15 protein-coding genes and 2 riboswitches are annotated in these 13950 nt (G+C 34.5%); of the genes, 9 read left to right on the top strand and 6 right to left on the bottom strand.

Translation table 11 applies throughout. The features are described from left to right. Positions 1-56: 56 nt before the first annotated feature. Both MHI39_RS13750 and MHI39_RS13745 read left to right on the top strand, forming a co-directional pair. Positions 57-290 carry a hypothetical protein gene (locus tag MHI39_RS13750; RefSeq protein WP_058005364.1) on the top strand — a complete coding sequence of 78 codons (234 nt, stop codon included), beginning with the start codon at positions 57-59 and terminating at the stop codon, positions 288-290. 237 nt (positions 291-527) lie between these two features. After that, the gene (locus MHI39_RS13745) at positions 528-884 is read left to right on the top strand and encodes an MmcQ/YjbR family DNA-binding protein (RefSeq protein ID WP_058005363.1); all 357 of its coding nucleotides are present in this window, start codon (positions 528-530) and stop codon (positions 882-884) included. Between the two features lie 395 nt (positions 885-1279). On the opposite strand, the gene qoxD is transcribed toward MHI39_RS13745, so the two are convergent. From qoxD to qoxA, 4 genes are all read right to left on the bottom strand, one after another. Further along, complete coding sequence (qoxD, locus tag MHI39_RS13740; protein ID WP_058005362.1) at positions 1280-1564, bottom strand: cytochrome aa3 quinol oxidase subunit IV; 285 nt, start codon at positions 1562-1564, stop codon at positions 1280-1282. 2 nt (positions 1565-1566) lie between these two features. Further along, positions 1567-2163, bottom strand: a complete 597-nt coding sequence (qoxC, locus tag MHI39_RS13735; protein ID WP_278891436.1) for a cytochrome aa3 quinol oxidase subunit III — start codon at positions 2161-2163, stop codon at positions 1567-1569. After that, positions 2160-4109, bottom strand: a complete 1950-nt coding sequence (qoxB, locus tag MHI39_RS13730; RefSeq protein ID WP_342539388.1) for a cytochrome aa3 quinol oxidase subunit I — start codon at positions 4107-4109, stop codon at positions 2160-2162. The genes qoxC and qoxB overlap by 4 nt, the downstream gene beginning before the upstream one ends. A 97-nt stretch (positions 4110-4206) precedes the next feature. Continuing rightward, positions 4207-5109 carry a cytochrome aa3 quinol oxidase subunit II gene (gene qoxA / locus MHI39_RS13725; RefSeq protein WP_342539386.1) on the bottom strand — a complete coding sequence of 301 codons (903 nt, stop codon included), beginning with the start codon at positions 5107-5109 and terminating at the stop codon, positions 4207-4209. A 584-nt stretch (positions 5110-5693) separates the two neighbouring features. Between qoxA and MHI39_RS13720 the strand changes: the two genes are divergently transcribed. Further along, positions 5694-6791 (top strand): DUF1646 family protein, encoded by a 1098-nt coding sequence (locus tag MHI39_RS13720; RefSeq protein ID WP_058005358.1) that lies wholly within the window; start codon positions 5694-5696, stop codon positions 6789-6791. Positions 6792-6912: 121 nt separating this feature from the next. On the opposite strand, the gene MHI39_RS13715 is transcribed toward MHI39_RS13720, so the two are convergent. Next, the gene (locus MHI39_RS13715; RefSeq protein ID WP_180211853.1) at positions 6913-7557 is read right to left on the bottom strand and encodes a DNA-3-methyladenine glycosylase; all 645 of its coding nucleotides are present in this window, start codon (positions 7555-7557) and stop codon (positions 6913-6915) included. 514 nt (positions 7558-8071) lie between these two features. Next, positions 8072-8174, top strand: a riboswitch (TPP riboswitch). Between the two features lie 74 nt (positions 8175-8248). Continuing rightward, positions 8249-8355: riboswitch (TPP riboswitch) on the top strand. A 174-nt stretch (positions 8356-8529) separates the two neighbouring features. Here MHI39_RS13715 and thiW point away from each other — a divergent pair. From thiW to tenA, 5 genes are read left to right on the top strand one after another with little or no spacing between them, the layout of a single operon-like run. Beyond that, the gene (gene thiW, locus MHI39_RS13710; protein WP_078110987.1) at positions 8530-9051 is read left to right on the top strand and encodes an energy coupling factor transporter S component ThiW; all 522 of its coding nucleotides are present in this window, start codon (positions 8530-8532) and stop codon (positions 9049-9051) included. Then, positions 9020-9847: a bifunctional hydroxymethylpyrimidine kinase/phosphomethylpyrimidine kinase gene (gene thiD, locus MHI39_RS13705; protein ID WP_058005355.1), complete on the top strand. Its 828-nt coding sequence runs from the start codon at positions 9020-9022 to the stop codon at positions 9845-9847. Before thiW ends, thiD begins: the two co-directional genes overlap by 32 nt. Next, positions 9847-10650, top strand: a complete 804-nt coding sequence (gene thiM, locus MHI39_RS13700) for a hydroxyethylthiazole kinase (RefSeq protein ID WP_242598089.1) — start codon at positions 9847-9849, stop codon at positions 10648-10650. Before thiD ends, thiM begins: the two co-directional genes overlap by 1 nt. After that, the gene (gene thiE / locus MHI39_RS13695) at positions 10640-11254 is read left to right on the top strand and encodes a thiamine phosphate synthase (RefSeq protein ID WP_058005353.1); all 615 of its coding nucleotides are present in this window, start codon (positions 10640-10642) and stop codon (positions 11252-11254) included. Before thiM ends, thiE begins: the two co-directional genes overlap by 11 nt. A gap of 22 nt (positions 11255-11276) precedes the next feature. Next, the gene (tenA, locus tag MHI39_RS13690) at positions 11277-11984 is read left to right on the top strand and encodes a thiaminase II (RefSeq protein ID WP_180211854.1); all 708 of its coding nucleotides are present in this window, start codon (positions 11277-11279) and stop codon (positions 11982-11984) included. Between the two features lie 102 nt (positions 11985-12086). Here the strand turns inward: tenA and MHI39_RS13685 are convergent, their stop codons facing one another. Further along, positions 12087-12935 carry a hypothetical protein gene (locus MHI39_RS13685; protein WP_342539381.1) on the bottom strand — a complete coding sequence of 283 codons (849 nt, stop codon included), beginning with the start codon at positions 12933-12935 and terminating at the stop codon, positions 12087-12089. A gap of 308 nt (positions 12936-13243) precedes the next feature. Here MHI39_RS13685 and queC point away from each other — a divergent pair, with 308 nt between their 5' ends. Continuing rightward, the gene (gene queC / locus MHI39_RS13680) at positions 13244-13900 is read left to right on the top strand and encodes a 7-cyano-7-deazaguanine synthase QueC (RefSeq protein ID WP_071975835.1); all 657 of its coding nucleotides are present in this window, start codon (positions 13244-13246) and stop codon (positions 13898-13900) included. The last annotated feature ends 50 nt before the right edge of the window (positions 13901-13950 follow it).

Raw genomic sequence — 13950 nt, 5'->3', positions numbered from 1 at the left:
AATAATTGACAATTATGTGAAGAGAATGAATAATATAATACAAGGGGGATGATCGTATGGGAGCTAAAGCAAAGCTACTTAATGCTGTTAAATACATCGGTAGTTTTCTACTCGTTGTAGGAAGTATTGTATTTAGTTTTGGTTTTTTTGGAAGCGGTTCCGGTGTTTTAACTGCGATTGGAATAGGTACAGTAATGGGGGCTGTATTTATCTTCTTAATGGGTGTCTTCTTTGTAATCACTGAGGAACTATTAGGAAAGATTGACCATCGAGAGAAAATGACTAATTAGTAAATTTTTATAAAGGGGTATATTTACTTTTGACATAACTGTTTGAGGTTCAAATCACATATGATTTGAACCCTTTTGTTTTTTACAAAGGGGAAAGGAAGATGAAATTATTTAGTAAAAAAGAGTTAGGGATTCTAAAGATTCAGTTCTCCCATGCTTTTTGATATAATTATTACTTAATTAAACAATGTTAAGATGGCCAAATATTCATAAACAGGTATTTCGGGAGGTAGTTTTATGATAAATAGAAGAGAAATTTTTGCTTATGTAAAGGAAAAATTTGATACAGATCCTGACTACCCCTGGTTTAAGTATCCAGATAATGCTGTATTAAGACATAATGGGAGCGGCAAGTGGTATGGACTAATTATGAATGTTCCAAAAATTAAATTAGGTTTATCTGGTGAAGAAAGTGTCGATATAATAGACTTGAAGTGCGAACCAGGAATAGTAAGTTTATTAAAGAATGAACAAGGTACTTTGCCCGCATACCATATGAATAAGAAGCATTGGATTACAATTGTTTTGGTTAGTCCTTTTCCTAAAGAAGAAATCTACAATTTAATTAATTGGAGTTACAAATTAACAGAATAATATAAAATTCACATTTTCAACTATATAGGCAGATATAAACATCTTTTAGTGTACCTCTAATGTTTATAAAAAGAAAACAACAATAAATAGTAACTAAGCCAATTTCCGAAAAAGGTCTGTGAAATTATGTACTTAAACAAACGAGTTCTTTAGTTGAACAGAACAGTATATAAATGAAAAAAAGCTTGGGATGTTTCCCAAGCTTTTTTTAGCTATTTGAATTGTAAATTTACTTGTTCTTTATATGAAGAATTCGTATATTATTTTGGCTGCGTTTTTAGATTTTCTCTAGTTATCGGAACTACTTAACATTGAACTGCAAACCTTTTATTAATACAAATGTAAATTTTGTATTTCAAAATAGGATACGTTAATGTTATTAGGAATGTTTCTTATTAAATATAACCCCATACCATACACAATAATGTCCCGAAGATAGTAACTAGTGCAATAAACACTCCATAATAAATATTTATATAAATTGGCTTTTTATCTTCTGTTTCACCTGCATGCATAAAGACGACCAATTGTACGGCTGCTTGTATAAAGGCTGTTAGGAGAAGGATTGTCATGCCGACAGAGAATGACAAATCAAGAAAGTAAACTGCAAGTGCAACAGTAGTTAATAGTAAAGAAAAGACAAACCCCATGACTTGTTTCATTGGAAATAATTCCTTCATGTTCACATCATTCCTTTCAAATAGATGAAGCTGAATATAAAGATCCAAACGACATCTAGGAAATGCCAGTAAAGGGAGAAGATAAATGACTTATTCGCTGTTTCTGAATTTATTCCATTCTTTTTTACCTGTATAATGATAAATAGTCCCCAGAATAATCCAAATGTAACATGCGCTCCATGTGTGCCAAGTGTGGTTAAAAGTATTGCAGTAAATGCACTTGTTTGTAATCCTGCTCCAATGTGTACGTAATGTATAAATTCATAAATTTCAAAACCTAAGAATCCCAATCCAAGGAGAAGTGTGATCGTAAAGAAGATGATCATCGCTTTCTTATTATTGATCCGCATTGCGTGGATTCCTAATCCTATTACAAAACTACTTGTTAAAAGTAAAATTGTTTCAATTAGTACAGGTGTAATATCGAATATCTCTGCACCACTAGGACCATTTCCGGTTCGATTATATAATGTAAAGTATGAGGCGAAAAGTGTTGCAAATAGCATCACCTCAGCGCCTAAGAATATCCAAAAGCCAATAATTTTTAAGCGATTTTCTTCTGTGCGATATTCAAGAGGGAGTGAGTGATCTATTTTCATTTTTTTATACCTCCCAATTTATTTTCTGTTTCAATAATTTCTGCAACATCAATATAGTGACCATGGTCTTTCTCAAATGAGCGGTAAGCCATACAAGCAAAAATACCTATTGTTGTTAAAATTAATGGAATCCAGATACTAAATACAAATGTAAAACCCCAGACAAAAAAGATGCTAGCCATGATAAATGGTAAACCACTTTTATTTGGCATGTGAATTTTTTTATATTTTCCATTAAATAAGGAGTACTTATTTTTCTTTGAATCCCAAAATGCTTCATTTGATTGAACTTGCGGCAAAATGGCAAAATTGTATTCTGGTACAGGAGTATGTGTAGCCCATTCAAGAGAACGTGCATTCCATGGGTCTGAGCCGATATCTCTTGTTGCGTAACGAGTACTGTAGTAGATATTATAAACAATTAAAATGAAACCAGCGGCAAGTCCTAATGCTCCGATAAATGAGATCATATTTAAAGGGCCAAATCCAGTGGATGCTGAATAAGTGTACATGCGTCGCGCTTGCCCGTCTAATCCGCTAAAGAACATTGGCATAAACGCTACTAGAGTACTAATTCCGATGATTGATGCTGCCCATTTTCCAATTCTTTCGTTGAGCATAAAGCCAAACATTTTTGGCCAGTAATAAGTAAGTCCTGCAAGCATCGCGAATACCACACCAGGAATGATAACCATATGGAAATGTGCAACCAAGAACATTGTATTATGGTATTGATAATCTGCAGCTGACATTCCTAGCATAACCCCTGTTACACCACCGATAGTAAAAATCGGTAAGAATAGAAGTGAATACAGCATAGGTGTAGTCACCGTGATTTTCCCTTTCCAAAGTGTAAACAACCAGTTGAAGATTTTAATACCTGTTGGAACAGCTATCGCCATCGTTGTAATTGAGAAAATGCTATTTGCTAGTGCCCCTTGACCCATTGTAAAGAAATGATGTGCCCATACTAAAAATGAGAGAAGGGAGATAATTACCATGGAAGCAACCATCGATTTATAACCATATAAGTTTCGGCGCGCAAACGTTGAAATAATTTCACTATAGATTCCAAATGCCGGTAAAATTAAGATATATACTTCAGGATGTCCCCATACCCAAAATAGGTTAGCCCATAGCATATCCATACCACCGTTTGTCGTTGTAAAGAAGTTTGTTGCAAATAATCGATCCATCGTTCCCATTAAAAGTAATACTGTTAAAACAGGAAAGGCAAAAACAATAATTGCATTCGTTATTAAGATAGACCAAGTAAACATCGGCATCTTCATTAATGTCATTCCTGGTGCTCTCATTTTTAAGATTGTTGTAATAAAGTTAATTCCTGTCATTAATGTTCCGAGTCCAGCAATTTGTATAGCGATCATATAGTAGTTTGAGCCAACAGATTCACTAAATTCAGTTCCCGCTAGTGGGAAATAAGAAGTCCAACCCGCATCAGGAGAACCCCCGACAACAAATGATATATTGAATAACATTGCCCCCATAAAGAATAACCAGAAACTTAAAGCATTTAAACGTGGAAATGCAACATCGCGAGCACCAATTTGTAATGGGACGACAAAGTTCATTAAAGCCATAATGAAGGGCATTGCCATAAAGATAATCATTACAATTCCGTGCGTAGTAAAAATTTCGTTGTAATGCTGGGCGTCTAATAATTTGTTATCAGGTACGGCAAGTTGCGCACGCATCATGATCGCATCTACTCCACCACGGAATAACATGAGTAAAGCAGAAATTAAATACATTATTCCAATTCGTTTATGATCCACTGTCGTTAGCCACTCACGCCATAAATAACCCCATTTTTTAAAATAGGTCAATCCTACGAGAATTGCTATAACTGTAAGACCAATTGCTACCATAGAAACATAGATTGCTAAACTAGGATGTGGTATGGCAAATCTATCAAAAAAGTCCATCCTTTTTAACTCCTTTCAAGATCAAATTCTAGAAGTAAAGAAATTTAAGTTTAAACAGCTTTATAGGTAAGGGGGGCGTCAATCATGAATTATTTGTTTAATGGTTATCATGATTTTCTTCCTCAGTCTCATCAGGATGATTTTTCGTGTTAGAGCCATGATGATGACCAGCATTTTCCCCTTCTGGAGCAGGTGCATAATCTAAATGAGTACCGGTGAACGTGGATTGACCCACATGACCTGGTTCTAACAGCTCATCAAATTTTTCTTCAGTTAAAGGTTTGGCTGTTTTCTTCACTTCTTCTACCCACTCATCATATTTTTCTTTCGACATGGCTTTGACATTGAATGTGTTTTCAGCAAAGCCTTTCCCACTGAAGTTGGCATTACGTCCCATGTACTCACCAGGAACATCGGCAGCTAAATGTAAAGTATTGACCATATCGGACATTGCATATTTCTGACCACCAAGTTGAGGAATCCAAAAGCTAGTAATTGGCCCATATGAATATAATCGAAATTCAATCGGACGATTCGTTGGAATATAAAGGTAGTTTACCGTTTCGATATCCTCCTCTGGGTAACTAAAATGCCATTTCCAATTGGAGGTTGCCGCGTATATGATTAATGGCTCTTGATCTCCATAGCCTTTTGGAGTCGCCTCTACTTTATAATTGGATTTAACCGACATGATTGAAAGAACAATAACAATGATGACTGGTACTCCAACACAGATTGCTTCTACAATCGGGTTTCCCTCAATATGTGGTGGCTCATAATCCTTGCTTTGCTTAGAAGCTCGGAATTTAATTAGCATATAAAGCAGAAGACCAAAAACTACAATGACAATAAATGACATAATGAATATAGAAATCATAATGTCATTAGCTTGTGTTTTAGCTTGAGGTCCTTTAGGATCTAGTACCATTAAAGGTTCACAGCCTGAAAGTACAGTCAATATAGCAAACATCGCTAAATAGATTAACCATTTCATTTTCATAAAAAAACTCCTTTCAATTAAAGATAAAATTCTGAAAGCTAATTTGAAATCATCTTAATATGTTTTATTAAATTTATCTGTAGAATGATTGTGACTTCACATAAAGTTCATGAATAAAGAGAGAGAATTGTCACCAATTATTCAAGATAAACACAGAAAAGGAAGGATAGTTTCATTTGTTTATTAGCTTTATTCTTTAATATAAGGTAAAATAAAAGGATGGCTATTTTTAGAAAATTCATATCAAAATTTAAGTTTTTATAGATTGGTTTATTACATAAACCTTTGTTCATTATTACTTTTTACCATTGAGTCAATAAATTTTTTTAGAAGTTATCTAGTCAAATAGCTTGTAATTATGATATACTAATTTATAGATTACAAATTTTTGATTTATAATTGATAATTTAATAGATAAATTTTTTTGGAGGAGCCTGTCACCAAGGGATAAGTATGTCCCTTTTGTGACAGGCTTTTTTGAGTTTTCATTGAAGATGATTAAATAATTAGGTACCTAATTGCCTTTTTAAAATTGCAGAATCATCAAAATTATCAATTATAAAATACAAGGAGGAGATGTATCAATGATTATTGGATTATCCATTATATTGTTACTTGTTTTAATATTACCCTTTACTAAATTTGTTGAACGAAATTTAGAAATATTTTTATTTATAATGGGAATATTAGCTGTCATTGTAAGCCAAGTTTACTCATGGTCACTTGTTAAAGAAGCAATCATCCATCCGATTAACATTACTCTTGCAGTACTCATAGCCGGATTAGTTTTTCGCTGGTTCCAACGACCGATTGAGAAAGGAATCCTGTGGATTAGCTCAGTAATGCCATATCGCTTATTTATTGCACTTTTTGTCATCGTTCTTGGAATTGTATCAAGTATTATTACAGCAATTGTAGCAGCTATCATCCTAGTTGCGGTCATTAGTGTATTACGATTGGACCGAAAATCCGAGATTCGTCTCGTTGTGTTAGCATGTTTTGCAATCGGTCTGGGGGCAGTGTTAACTCCAATTGGTGAACCACTTTCTACAATTGTTGTAAGTAAATTGGATGAAGATTTCTTTTATCTCCTTAAATTAGTTGGAACTTCTGTTATTCCAGCAGTGATTGTTTTTGGAATTATCGCCGCTTTTGCAGTGAAACCGGGTGGTAGATTAAATGAACCTGCCTGGAAATCTGAAATAGCTGCCGCAAGTGAATTAGCAGGATCTAAAGAGAATGAAACGGGTAGTGTAAAAGCAGATACAGGCACACAGACTGAGTCCTATGCGGAGATTATTATTCGCAGTTTAAAGATTTATTTATTTGTAATGGCTTTAACATTTCTTGGTGCTGGTTTTGAACCATTTATTGAAGCGTACTTACTTGATTTAAGTCCTTTAATTATGTATTGGATTAATATGCTCTCTGCTGTTTTAGATAATGCGACATTGGCTGCAGCGGAAATAAGTCCTGCTATGAATGATACTACGATCAAAGATATCTTAATGGGTCTCCTCATTAGTGGGGGAATGCTTATTCCTGGAAATATACCCAATATTATAGCTGCTGGTAAACTGAAAATTACAAGTGGAGAATATGCACGATTTGCTTTTCCTATTGGTTTAGCAGCAATGGTTCTTTACTTTGTTATTATTTTGATAACTGATATTTTGTTCTAAAATGTTAAACTGAAAATAGAAATAGGGTTGTCTGGTAGCAATATCTTTTCATCAGACAACCCTTTTTTATAATCAGTAAAAAGTGAGATCCATTGAAAATAATTATAAATAAATCGTAGATTTAATTAGATCTCAAGTATTCCTCAAATGAAGGATAGGAAACGACATATTCTTGGTTAACCACCTCCCATAAGTATAGCGAGGCAATCGATTGATAAGGTGCCCATGCTTTTCCTTTTTCTTCTAAAAGTTTTTTACCATCTGATTCTTTTGAAACTGAATAAAGCCATTTGACACCACGTTGGAGACCAATATCTAGTAGGGATAATACATCGAGTCTACCTAGTGAGAAGATGAGAAACATTTCCGCTGTCCAACGACCAATTCCTTTGACTTGTGTTAATTGTTGTATTACCGTTTCATTCCCCATGTATGAAAATTGCTCAAATAGTAGCTCCTTTTTAGTAATTTTTTCGGATAAATCTCGTATATACGAAATCTTTCGGTAGGATATACCTATCTCTCTTAACTGCTCATCTGATAATGCTAAAATAGTCTCCGGTGAGAGATTGGAATTCGTCAATTTTTTTAGCCGCTCATTTAAAACGGAAGCAACCTTTGAAGATAATTGCTGTCCGACTATTGATCGTAATAATGCTTGATAGGGATCATCACTTATTTTTATATTGAGCGGACCAATAAGTTTCATTAGTTGTTGTAAGATAGGATCGGCAGTTCCTAATTTTTGTAATATTATTTGGTTCAATCGAATCACTTCCCTAAATTTTTGATTAACTAGATATGAACTTCATCATTTTAGAATAATATTAACATTATTCAGTTATTTTTAAATCATATAAAAATATTTTTAGATGTAATTTAAGCTAAATTTATTATCAATAGGGGTGGAAAGGAGTTTGGTTACAACTAAAAAAAGAATAAGAGGCATTTTTTATACTCATTTACACATACCTCTAATGGGGTAAGGCATTCGTTCTAAATGTAAACAAAGTGATTGAGGATACAGAAGGACTGCTGTGCACTCTATAATAGAATTAAAAAATTATGGAAGGAAAAAATTATTTCATTACTGTTGAAAAAGCTAATATTCATGACAATGAATGAGATAGAAGGTTTGAATGAAGAGTAAAACAGAGAAAATGAAAATACGTAAAAAGATTGATACATTAGTCATGGATGTATAGTCTATTATTTTAACTTTCTAATGAAAATGATTGATTTTTATCCAGAATATGCTAAGATGGGTTTAATTAAATGAAATTGATCACTAGGGGAGTCTTTTAAGAAGACTGAGACAGAGGTTCTGGACCCTTTGAACTTGATCCAGTTGATGCTGGCGTAAGGAAGTGGCTGTATTTTTCGGTGCGATGAACCGTGAAAATCAGTCCGTCCTTATATCTAGGGCGGTTTTTTTATGCCTTATAACAATAAAATATAGATTCTGCTAGGGGAGCCGAGTTTGGCTGAGAGAGATCAAAGAAGATTGATACCCTTTAAACCTGATCCGGGTGATGCCGGCGTAGGGAAGCGGTCCAAACCTATTTTTTAGGTTGTCTTTTTATGGGATATAACCGCTTTCTTTTTAGGAAAGTGGTTTTTCTGTTGTGGAGAAAAAAGAATTTATCTTCGTTTTCAAAATTACAACGTTCTTGATTTGCCAGCTCTTATCGAAATTAAACAAATTTCGAAAGTTCTTAAGGGAAAGGGGGGTGATTCAATGTCTAAAACTAGAAAACTAACATTGACTTCAATAATTATTGCGATTACTACACTAACAAGTAATATCGTGTTTATTCCAGTAGGGTTTGCGAAAATTTTTCCTGTACAACATATGGCTAATGTTTTGACTGCTGTATTGCTTGGCCCGGTTTATTCCGTAGCACAGTCATTCATCGTTTCATTACTTCGAAATATGAATGGAACTGGTTCTATTTTTGCTTTCCCAGGGAGTATGATTGGTGCTTTTTTAGCAAGCTTTCTATTTTTTAAAACCAAAAAGCTTATATGGGCATTTATTGGAGAGGTAACTGGAACAGGGATTCTTGGTGCGCTCGCTGCCTATCCGATTGCAACTCTGCTTTTAGGGAATAAAGTTGCCTTATTCGGGTTTGTACCGTCTTTCATAATCAGTTCCTTAGGCGGTGCAATTATTGGCATTGTTTTTATCAAAATATTATTCAAAAACAAAATAATAGGGGGAATCATCTATGAAAACAGCTCTTACAATCGCAGGCTCTGATTCAGGTGGAGGAGCAGGAGTACAAGCCGATTTGAAAGCATTCTCTGCATTAGGTGTGTATGGAATGTCTGTTATTACAGCTGTTACAGCGCAAAATACTGTTGAGGTACGATCGGTTCAGATGCTGGATATTTCGATCATTCGTGATCAAATTGCAGCAATATTTGAGGATTTACCGGTGGATGCTGTGAAAATTGGCATGCTTGGATCAGCGGAAATTGTAAAAAATGTGGCTGAAGAACTCAACAAGTATAAACCAAAACAGATAATTCTAGACCCTGTAATGGTTTCAAAGGGAGGACATCATCTTTTATTGACGGATGCTATACAATCCTTAAAGGAAAAATTGCTTCCAGTGGTAACACTTGTAACTCCTAATATTCCAGAAGCGGAATGTTTAACTAATACTAAGATTGAAAATATTGAGGATATGTATCAAGCATGTAGAAATTTAAAAGAGCTTGGGGCAAAATCTGTCCTCCTAAAAGGAGGACATCTTGAAGGAGATCCCAATGATTTATTTTTCGATGGCATGCAATTCACATGGTTAAAAGGGAAACGAATTCATACGAAGAATGTTCATGGGACCGGCTGTACTTTATCCTCCGCAATTACAGCGTATATAGCCAAAGGATACTCTTTGCAGGAGGCTGTTAAAGCAGGTAAATCCTATATTACAAAAGCAATTCAATATAGCATTAATATTGGATCTGGTCATGGTCCTACCCATCATTTTTTTGATATTTATGAGAAAGCTGGTTTAGTAGAAAGAGAGGAAAATAAGGGGGAGTTATAGTGAATAATATCAAAGAATTATTTAATAGAGTAAAAGAGTCGAAGCCACTTATTCATCATATTACGAATACAGTAACCATCAATGATTGTGCCAATGTGACACTTGCAATTGGGGGATCACCTGTAATGGCAACAGAAACGAATGAGATGGAAGAGATGATCCAGTTAGCAGATGCACTAGTGATAAACTTTGGAACCATTCATGAACAGGTTTTTGAATCTATGATTCGTGCTGGCCGTGCTGCAAATCGTAAAGGGATACCTGTAATATTTGATCCTGTTGGTGTAGGTGCAACTTCTTTTCGAACAAGTAAATCACAGATTCTATTAGATCAGGTCAAAATGGATATCATACGTGGGAATGTAAGTGAGCTTCATGCGTTAATTGGTGGAAGTAGTCAAACGAAAGGAGTAGATGCAGGTGAAGTTTCAGTTTCTCCGATAGAAATAGCGAATCGTGCAGCGGAAAAATATAAGTGTTCAATTGGGATAAGTGGCAAGGAAGATGTCATTTCAGATGGAAAACGAACATTCATCCTGCAAAATGGTGATGAAATATTAACAAAAATAACAGGTACTGGCTGTATGTCAGGTTCTATCATTGCAAGTTTTGCTGCAGTAAGTGAAGACCCTTTAAATGCTACGATGGTTGGAATGTCTGTCATGTCAATAGCGGGTCAAAGGGCAAAACAACATCTGAAACTGAATGAAGGTCTAGGAACATTTAAAGCAAAACTTATAGACGAAATTGATCTGATGAATGCTGAAACATTTAATCTTGAGGTGAGAATACATGAATATTGATTATCAACTGTATCTTGTTACAGATGAACAAACGTCCGAAGAGGAATTGCTTCCTATTGTTGAAAAAGCGGTGCTAGGTGGAGTCACTGCTGTGCAACTTCGAGAAAAACACTCAGAAGGAAAAATCTTTTTTGAAAAGGCAATAAAACTTAAACAACTTCTAGCAAAATTTGATGTTCCATTAATCATTAACGATCGTGTGGACATCGCATTGGCAGTCAATGCAGAAGGAATACATATTGGACAAAAAGATCTCCCCTTAGTGGAAGTGAAAAAAATAATACCCAACTCAATGATTGTCGGTGTTTCTGTTCAAACTGAGGAACAAGCATTGGTTGCACAAAAGGAAGGGGCTGATTATATCGGTGTTGGTACTGTTTTTCCGACAACTACAAAACCTGATGCGATCACTATGTCTTTTGCGACTTTAAGAAAGATTGTTCAAGCCATTCATATTCCTGCAGTTGCGATTGGAGGGATATCATTAGAAAATGTTCATCAGTTATCAAATGTAGGAGTATCTGGTATTTCCGTAGTTTCGGCGATTATGAAAGCGGATGATCCAAAATCTGCTGCACAAATGTTACGGAATAGTTTCAAATAATCATATGAAAAGAGGGGGAAAAATGGAAAGAATTCAAACAGAACGATTTACAGACAGACTTTATAAAAAGGTTGAACCTATTTGGCACCAAAATTTTCACCATTCATTTGTGCAAGGAATTGGTCGAGGGACACTCGAAAAAGAATTATTTTCTTTCTATCTGAAACAGGATTATGTTTATTTAATTGAGTATTCCAAGCTTTTTGCTATAGGGGCACAAAAGGCAACTAGTATTGAGATTATGAAACAATTTTCTGTCTTACTGCATGAAACTCTTCATTTTGAAATGGATGTTCACCGTTCATATGCTAAATCATTTGGGATAAGTGAGGAAGAGTTGGAACAATCAGAACCAACTCCAATTAATTTAGCGTATACCAATTATATGTTAAATGTGGCCCATAACGGTACTTTAGCAGAATTGGTGTCATGCCTTCTTCCTTGTGCATGGGACTATTGGGAGATTGGAAAGAAATTATATAGTAATTACCATAATGAATTGGAAACAAATCCTTATAAAAATTGGATTAAGGCTTATTCATCTGATGAATTTGGAGCCCTAGCAAAGTGGTTAATTCAACTCATGGATGAATTAACCTTTGAAAAACCCGAAAGAGAATTAACAATTTTAGAAAATCATTTTCAAACGACCTCTCGTTTTGAATTTTTATTTTGGGAAATGCTTCTAAATCAAGAAGAATGGCCGTTGCAGGTGCAGAATATGGTATAAGTTTTGAAGGTTTTTAACAATTTAATTGGAAAATCTCATTTTTTACTAGTTCTGGGACAGTTTATAAAGCTGTCCCATTACTATTTTTTAAAGCTGAATTGCTTACATAACATTTTCTAAAAGCCACTTTTCTGTTTGACCTTCAATGTCAGTGTGAGTCCAAGCTATTATTGCATTTTTCTCTCCTAACTGATTGATTTGATGTTGAAAAAACATATCCGAAATAAAATACCCCAGTCTGTTATAACCAAAGGTACGCCCACCATAAATAGAAAACCATTCTCGAAATATTTGTTCGGGTGAATGGATAGCATAGTCATGTGCAAAAGCCATTTTAATTTCATGTTTATGTGCTTTTGCATATGTTAACCAATTATTCCCCTCATCGTTAAATGAGAAATACATGGAAGGATCCAAGTTTTTTGCGGTTTTACGGGAAAAATGAATAGCTGCTCCTTCTTGGTGAAGCCATATAAGTGGATTATTCCAATTTAACTTTGACCATTCCATTCCTGACATGTCTGAAAGGATATAATGTGCAACATGACCAAATTCGTGTGCAACAATTGTTCTTAAATGATCTGGTGAAGGGGATAATCTTTCTAATGCAAAGGATATGTTAGGAATAATTTGTCTGTGTGTATATGCATTTGATCCAAACCCCCCAACTATTAAGTTTACTTCAATTGGAAAAGTAAGTTGATACATATTGGAATACTTTTCATCGATTTCTTTGATAATAGGTTTTATGTTTTGGTGAACTTGGTTAATTCTTGAAAAAAACTGAGGGTATTTTTTTATTGATTGAGAATGTCGTTCATCGGTATCCTTACAATGATAGGCTAAATATTCTTGGAAAATGTCAGGATATTCATTGTAGTAGCTTCTTAAGAAACGAATTGAAGGGTGATAATTATTCATAAAAAAAGGTATCGTGTCAATTATTTTCAAGGGAATCCCTCCTAAAGTACTCAACTCTACTATAAATTTATATTAACATAGTTTACCAATGGAAGGGTTATAGTCTCTTTTGCTTTAGTATGAAAAATGCTAGAATTAAGTTAATCAATTCATACAAGTTTAGTAAAATCCGCGGAGGCGGTAGAGGTTCTAGCTACCCTCTTAAAAAAACTAATGAACAGTACGTTAATTAGTACTGTTTTTTTCTCTAAAAGGGTAAACAAAACATCGCTGTATCTAAAGAGGCAACTAAACCAGTATATTATTGCGAAATCAATTTTATAAAGGGAGTAGTTAAATTGAAAAAGGAGAAAGCAATTGTTGTGTTTAGTGGTGGCCAAGATAGTACAACATGTCTATTTTGGGCGTTGAAACGTTTTGAAGAAGTAATTGCAGTGACTTTCGATTATAATCAACGACATAAAGCGGAAATAGATTGTGCAATAAATATCACCCAGGAGTTAGGAATTGTACACCATATTTTAGATATGCAACTATTAAATCAACTAGCTCCGAATGCTTTAACAAGAGTTGACATTGATGTAACAGATGGGGAAGAGGGGGAGCTTCCATCTACATTTGTACCGGGTCGAAATTTATTATTTTTATCCTTCGCTGGTGTTGTAGCCAGTCAGGTAGGTGCAAAACACATTATAACAGGTGTCTGTGAAACAGATTTCAGTGGTTATCCTGATTGTAAGGATATATTTATCAAATCTTTAAATGTGACCTTAAATCTAGCCATGGATAAACAGTTTATTATCCATACACCTCTAATGTGGATAAACAAAGCAGAAACATGGAAGTTAGCGGATGAACTTGGTGCATTAGATTTTGTCCGTACAAAAACATTAACTTGCTATAATGGAATAATTGCAGAAGGGTGTGGAGAATGTCCCGCTTGTAAACTACGAAAAAGGGGATATGATGATTATATAAAAACAAAAGTAAGATAATTAAAGAAAGCACAAGAAACTTCTAACAAGATTGTTTCTTGTGCTCTTGA

The organism is Heyndrickxia sp. FSL K6-6286, assembly GCF_038630395.1.
GTDB lineage: Bacteria > Bacillota > Bacilli > Bacillales > Bacillaceae_C > Heyndrickxia > Heyndrickxia oleronia.
The sequence above is the reverse complement of the archived record's forward strand: the minus strand, read 5'-3'. Positions and strand labels throughout refer to the sequence as shown.

Bases quoted from the DNA above. Each gene is read 5' to 3' on its own strand.
- MHI39_RS13750 (WP_058005364.1), top strand. From the start codon at position 57: ATGGGAGCTAAAGCAAAGCTACTTAATGCTGTTAAATACATCGGTAGT.
- MHI39_RS13745 (WP_058005363.1), top strand. From the start codon at position 528: ATGATAAATAGAAGAGAAATTTTTGCTTATGTAAAGGAAAAATTTGAT.
- qoxD (WP_058005362.1), bottom strand. From the start codon at position 1,564: ATGAAGGAATTATTTCCAATGAAACAAGTCATGGGGTTTGTCTTTTCT.
- qoxC (WP_278891436.1), bottom strand. From the start codon at position 2,163: ATGAAAATAGATCACTCACTCCCTCTTGAATATCGCACAGAAGAAAAT.
- qoxB (WP_342539388.1), bottom strand. From the start codon at position 4,109: ATGGACTTTTTTGATAGATTTGCCATACCACATCCTAGTTTAGCAATC.
- qoxA (WP_342539386.1), bottom strand. From the start codon at position 5,109: ATGAAAATGAAATGGTTAATCTATTTAGCGATGTTTGCTATATTGACT.
- MHI39_RS13720 (WP_058005358.1), top strand. From the start codon at position 5,694: ATGATTATTGGATTATCCATTATATTGTTACTTGTTTTAATATTACCC.
- thiW (WP_078110987.1), top strand. From the start codon at position 8,530: ATGTCTAAAACTAGAAAACTAACATTGACTTCAATAATTATTGCGATT.
- thiD (WP_058005355.1), top strand. From the start codon at position 9,020: ATGAAAACAGCTCTTACAATCGCAGGCTCTGATTCAGGTGGAGGAGCA.
- thiE (WP_058005353.1), top strand. From the start codon at position 10,640: ATGAATATTGATTATCAACTGTATCTTGTTACAGATGAACAAACGTCC.
- tenA (WP_180211854.1), top strand. From the start codon at position 11,277: ATGGAAAGAATTCAAACAGAACGATTTACAGACAGACTTTATAAAAAG.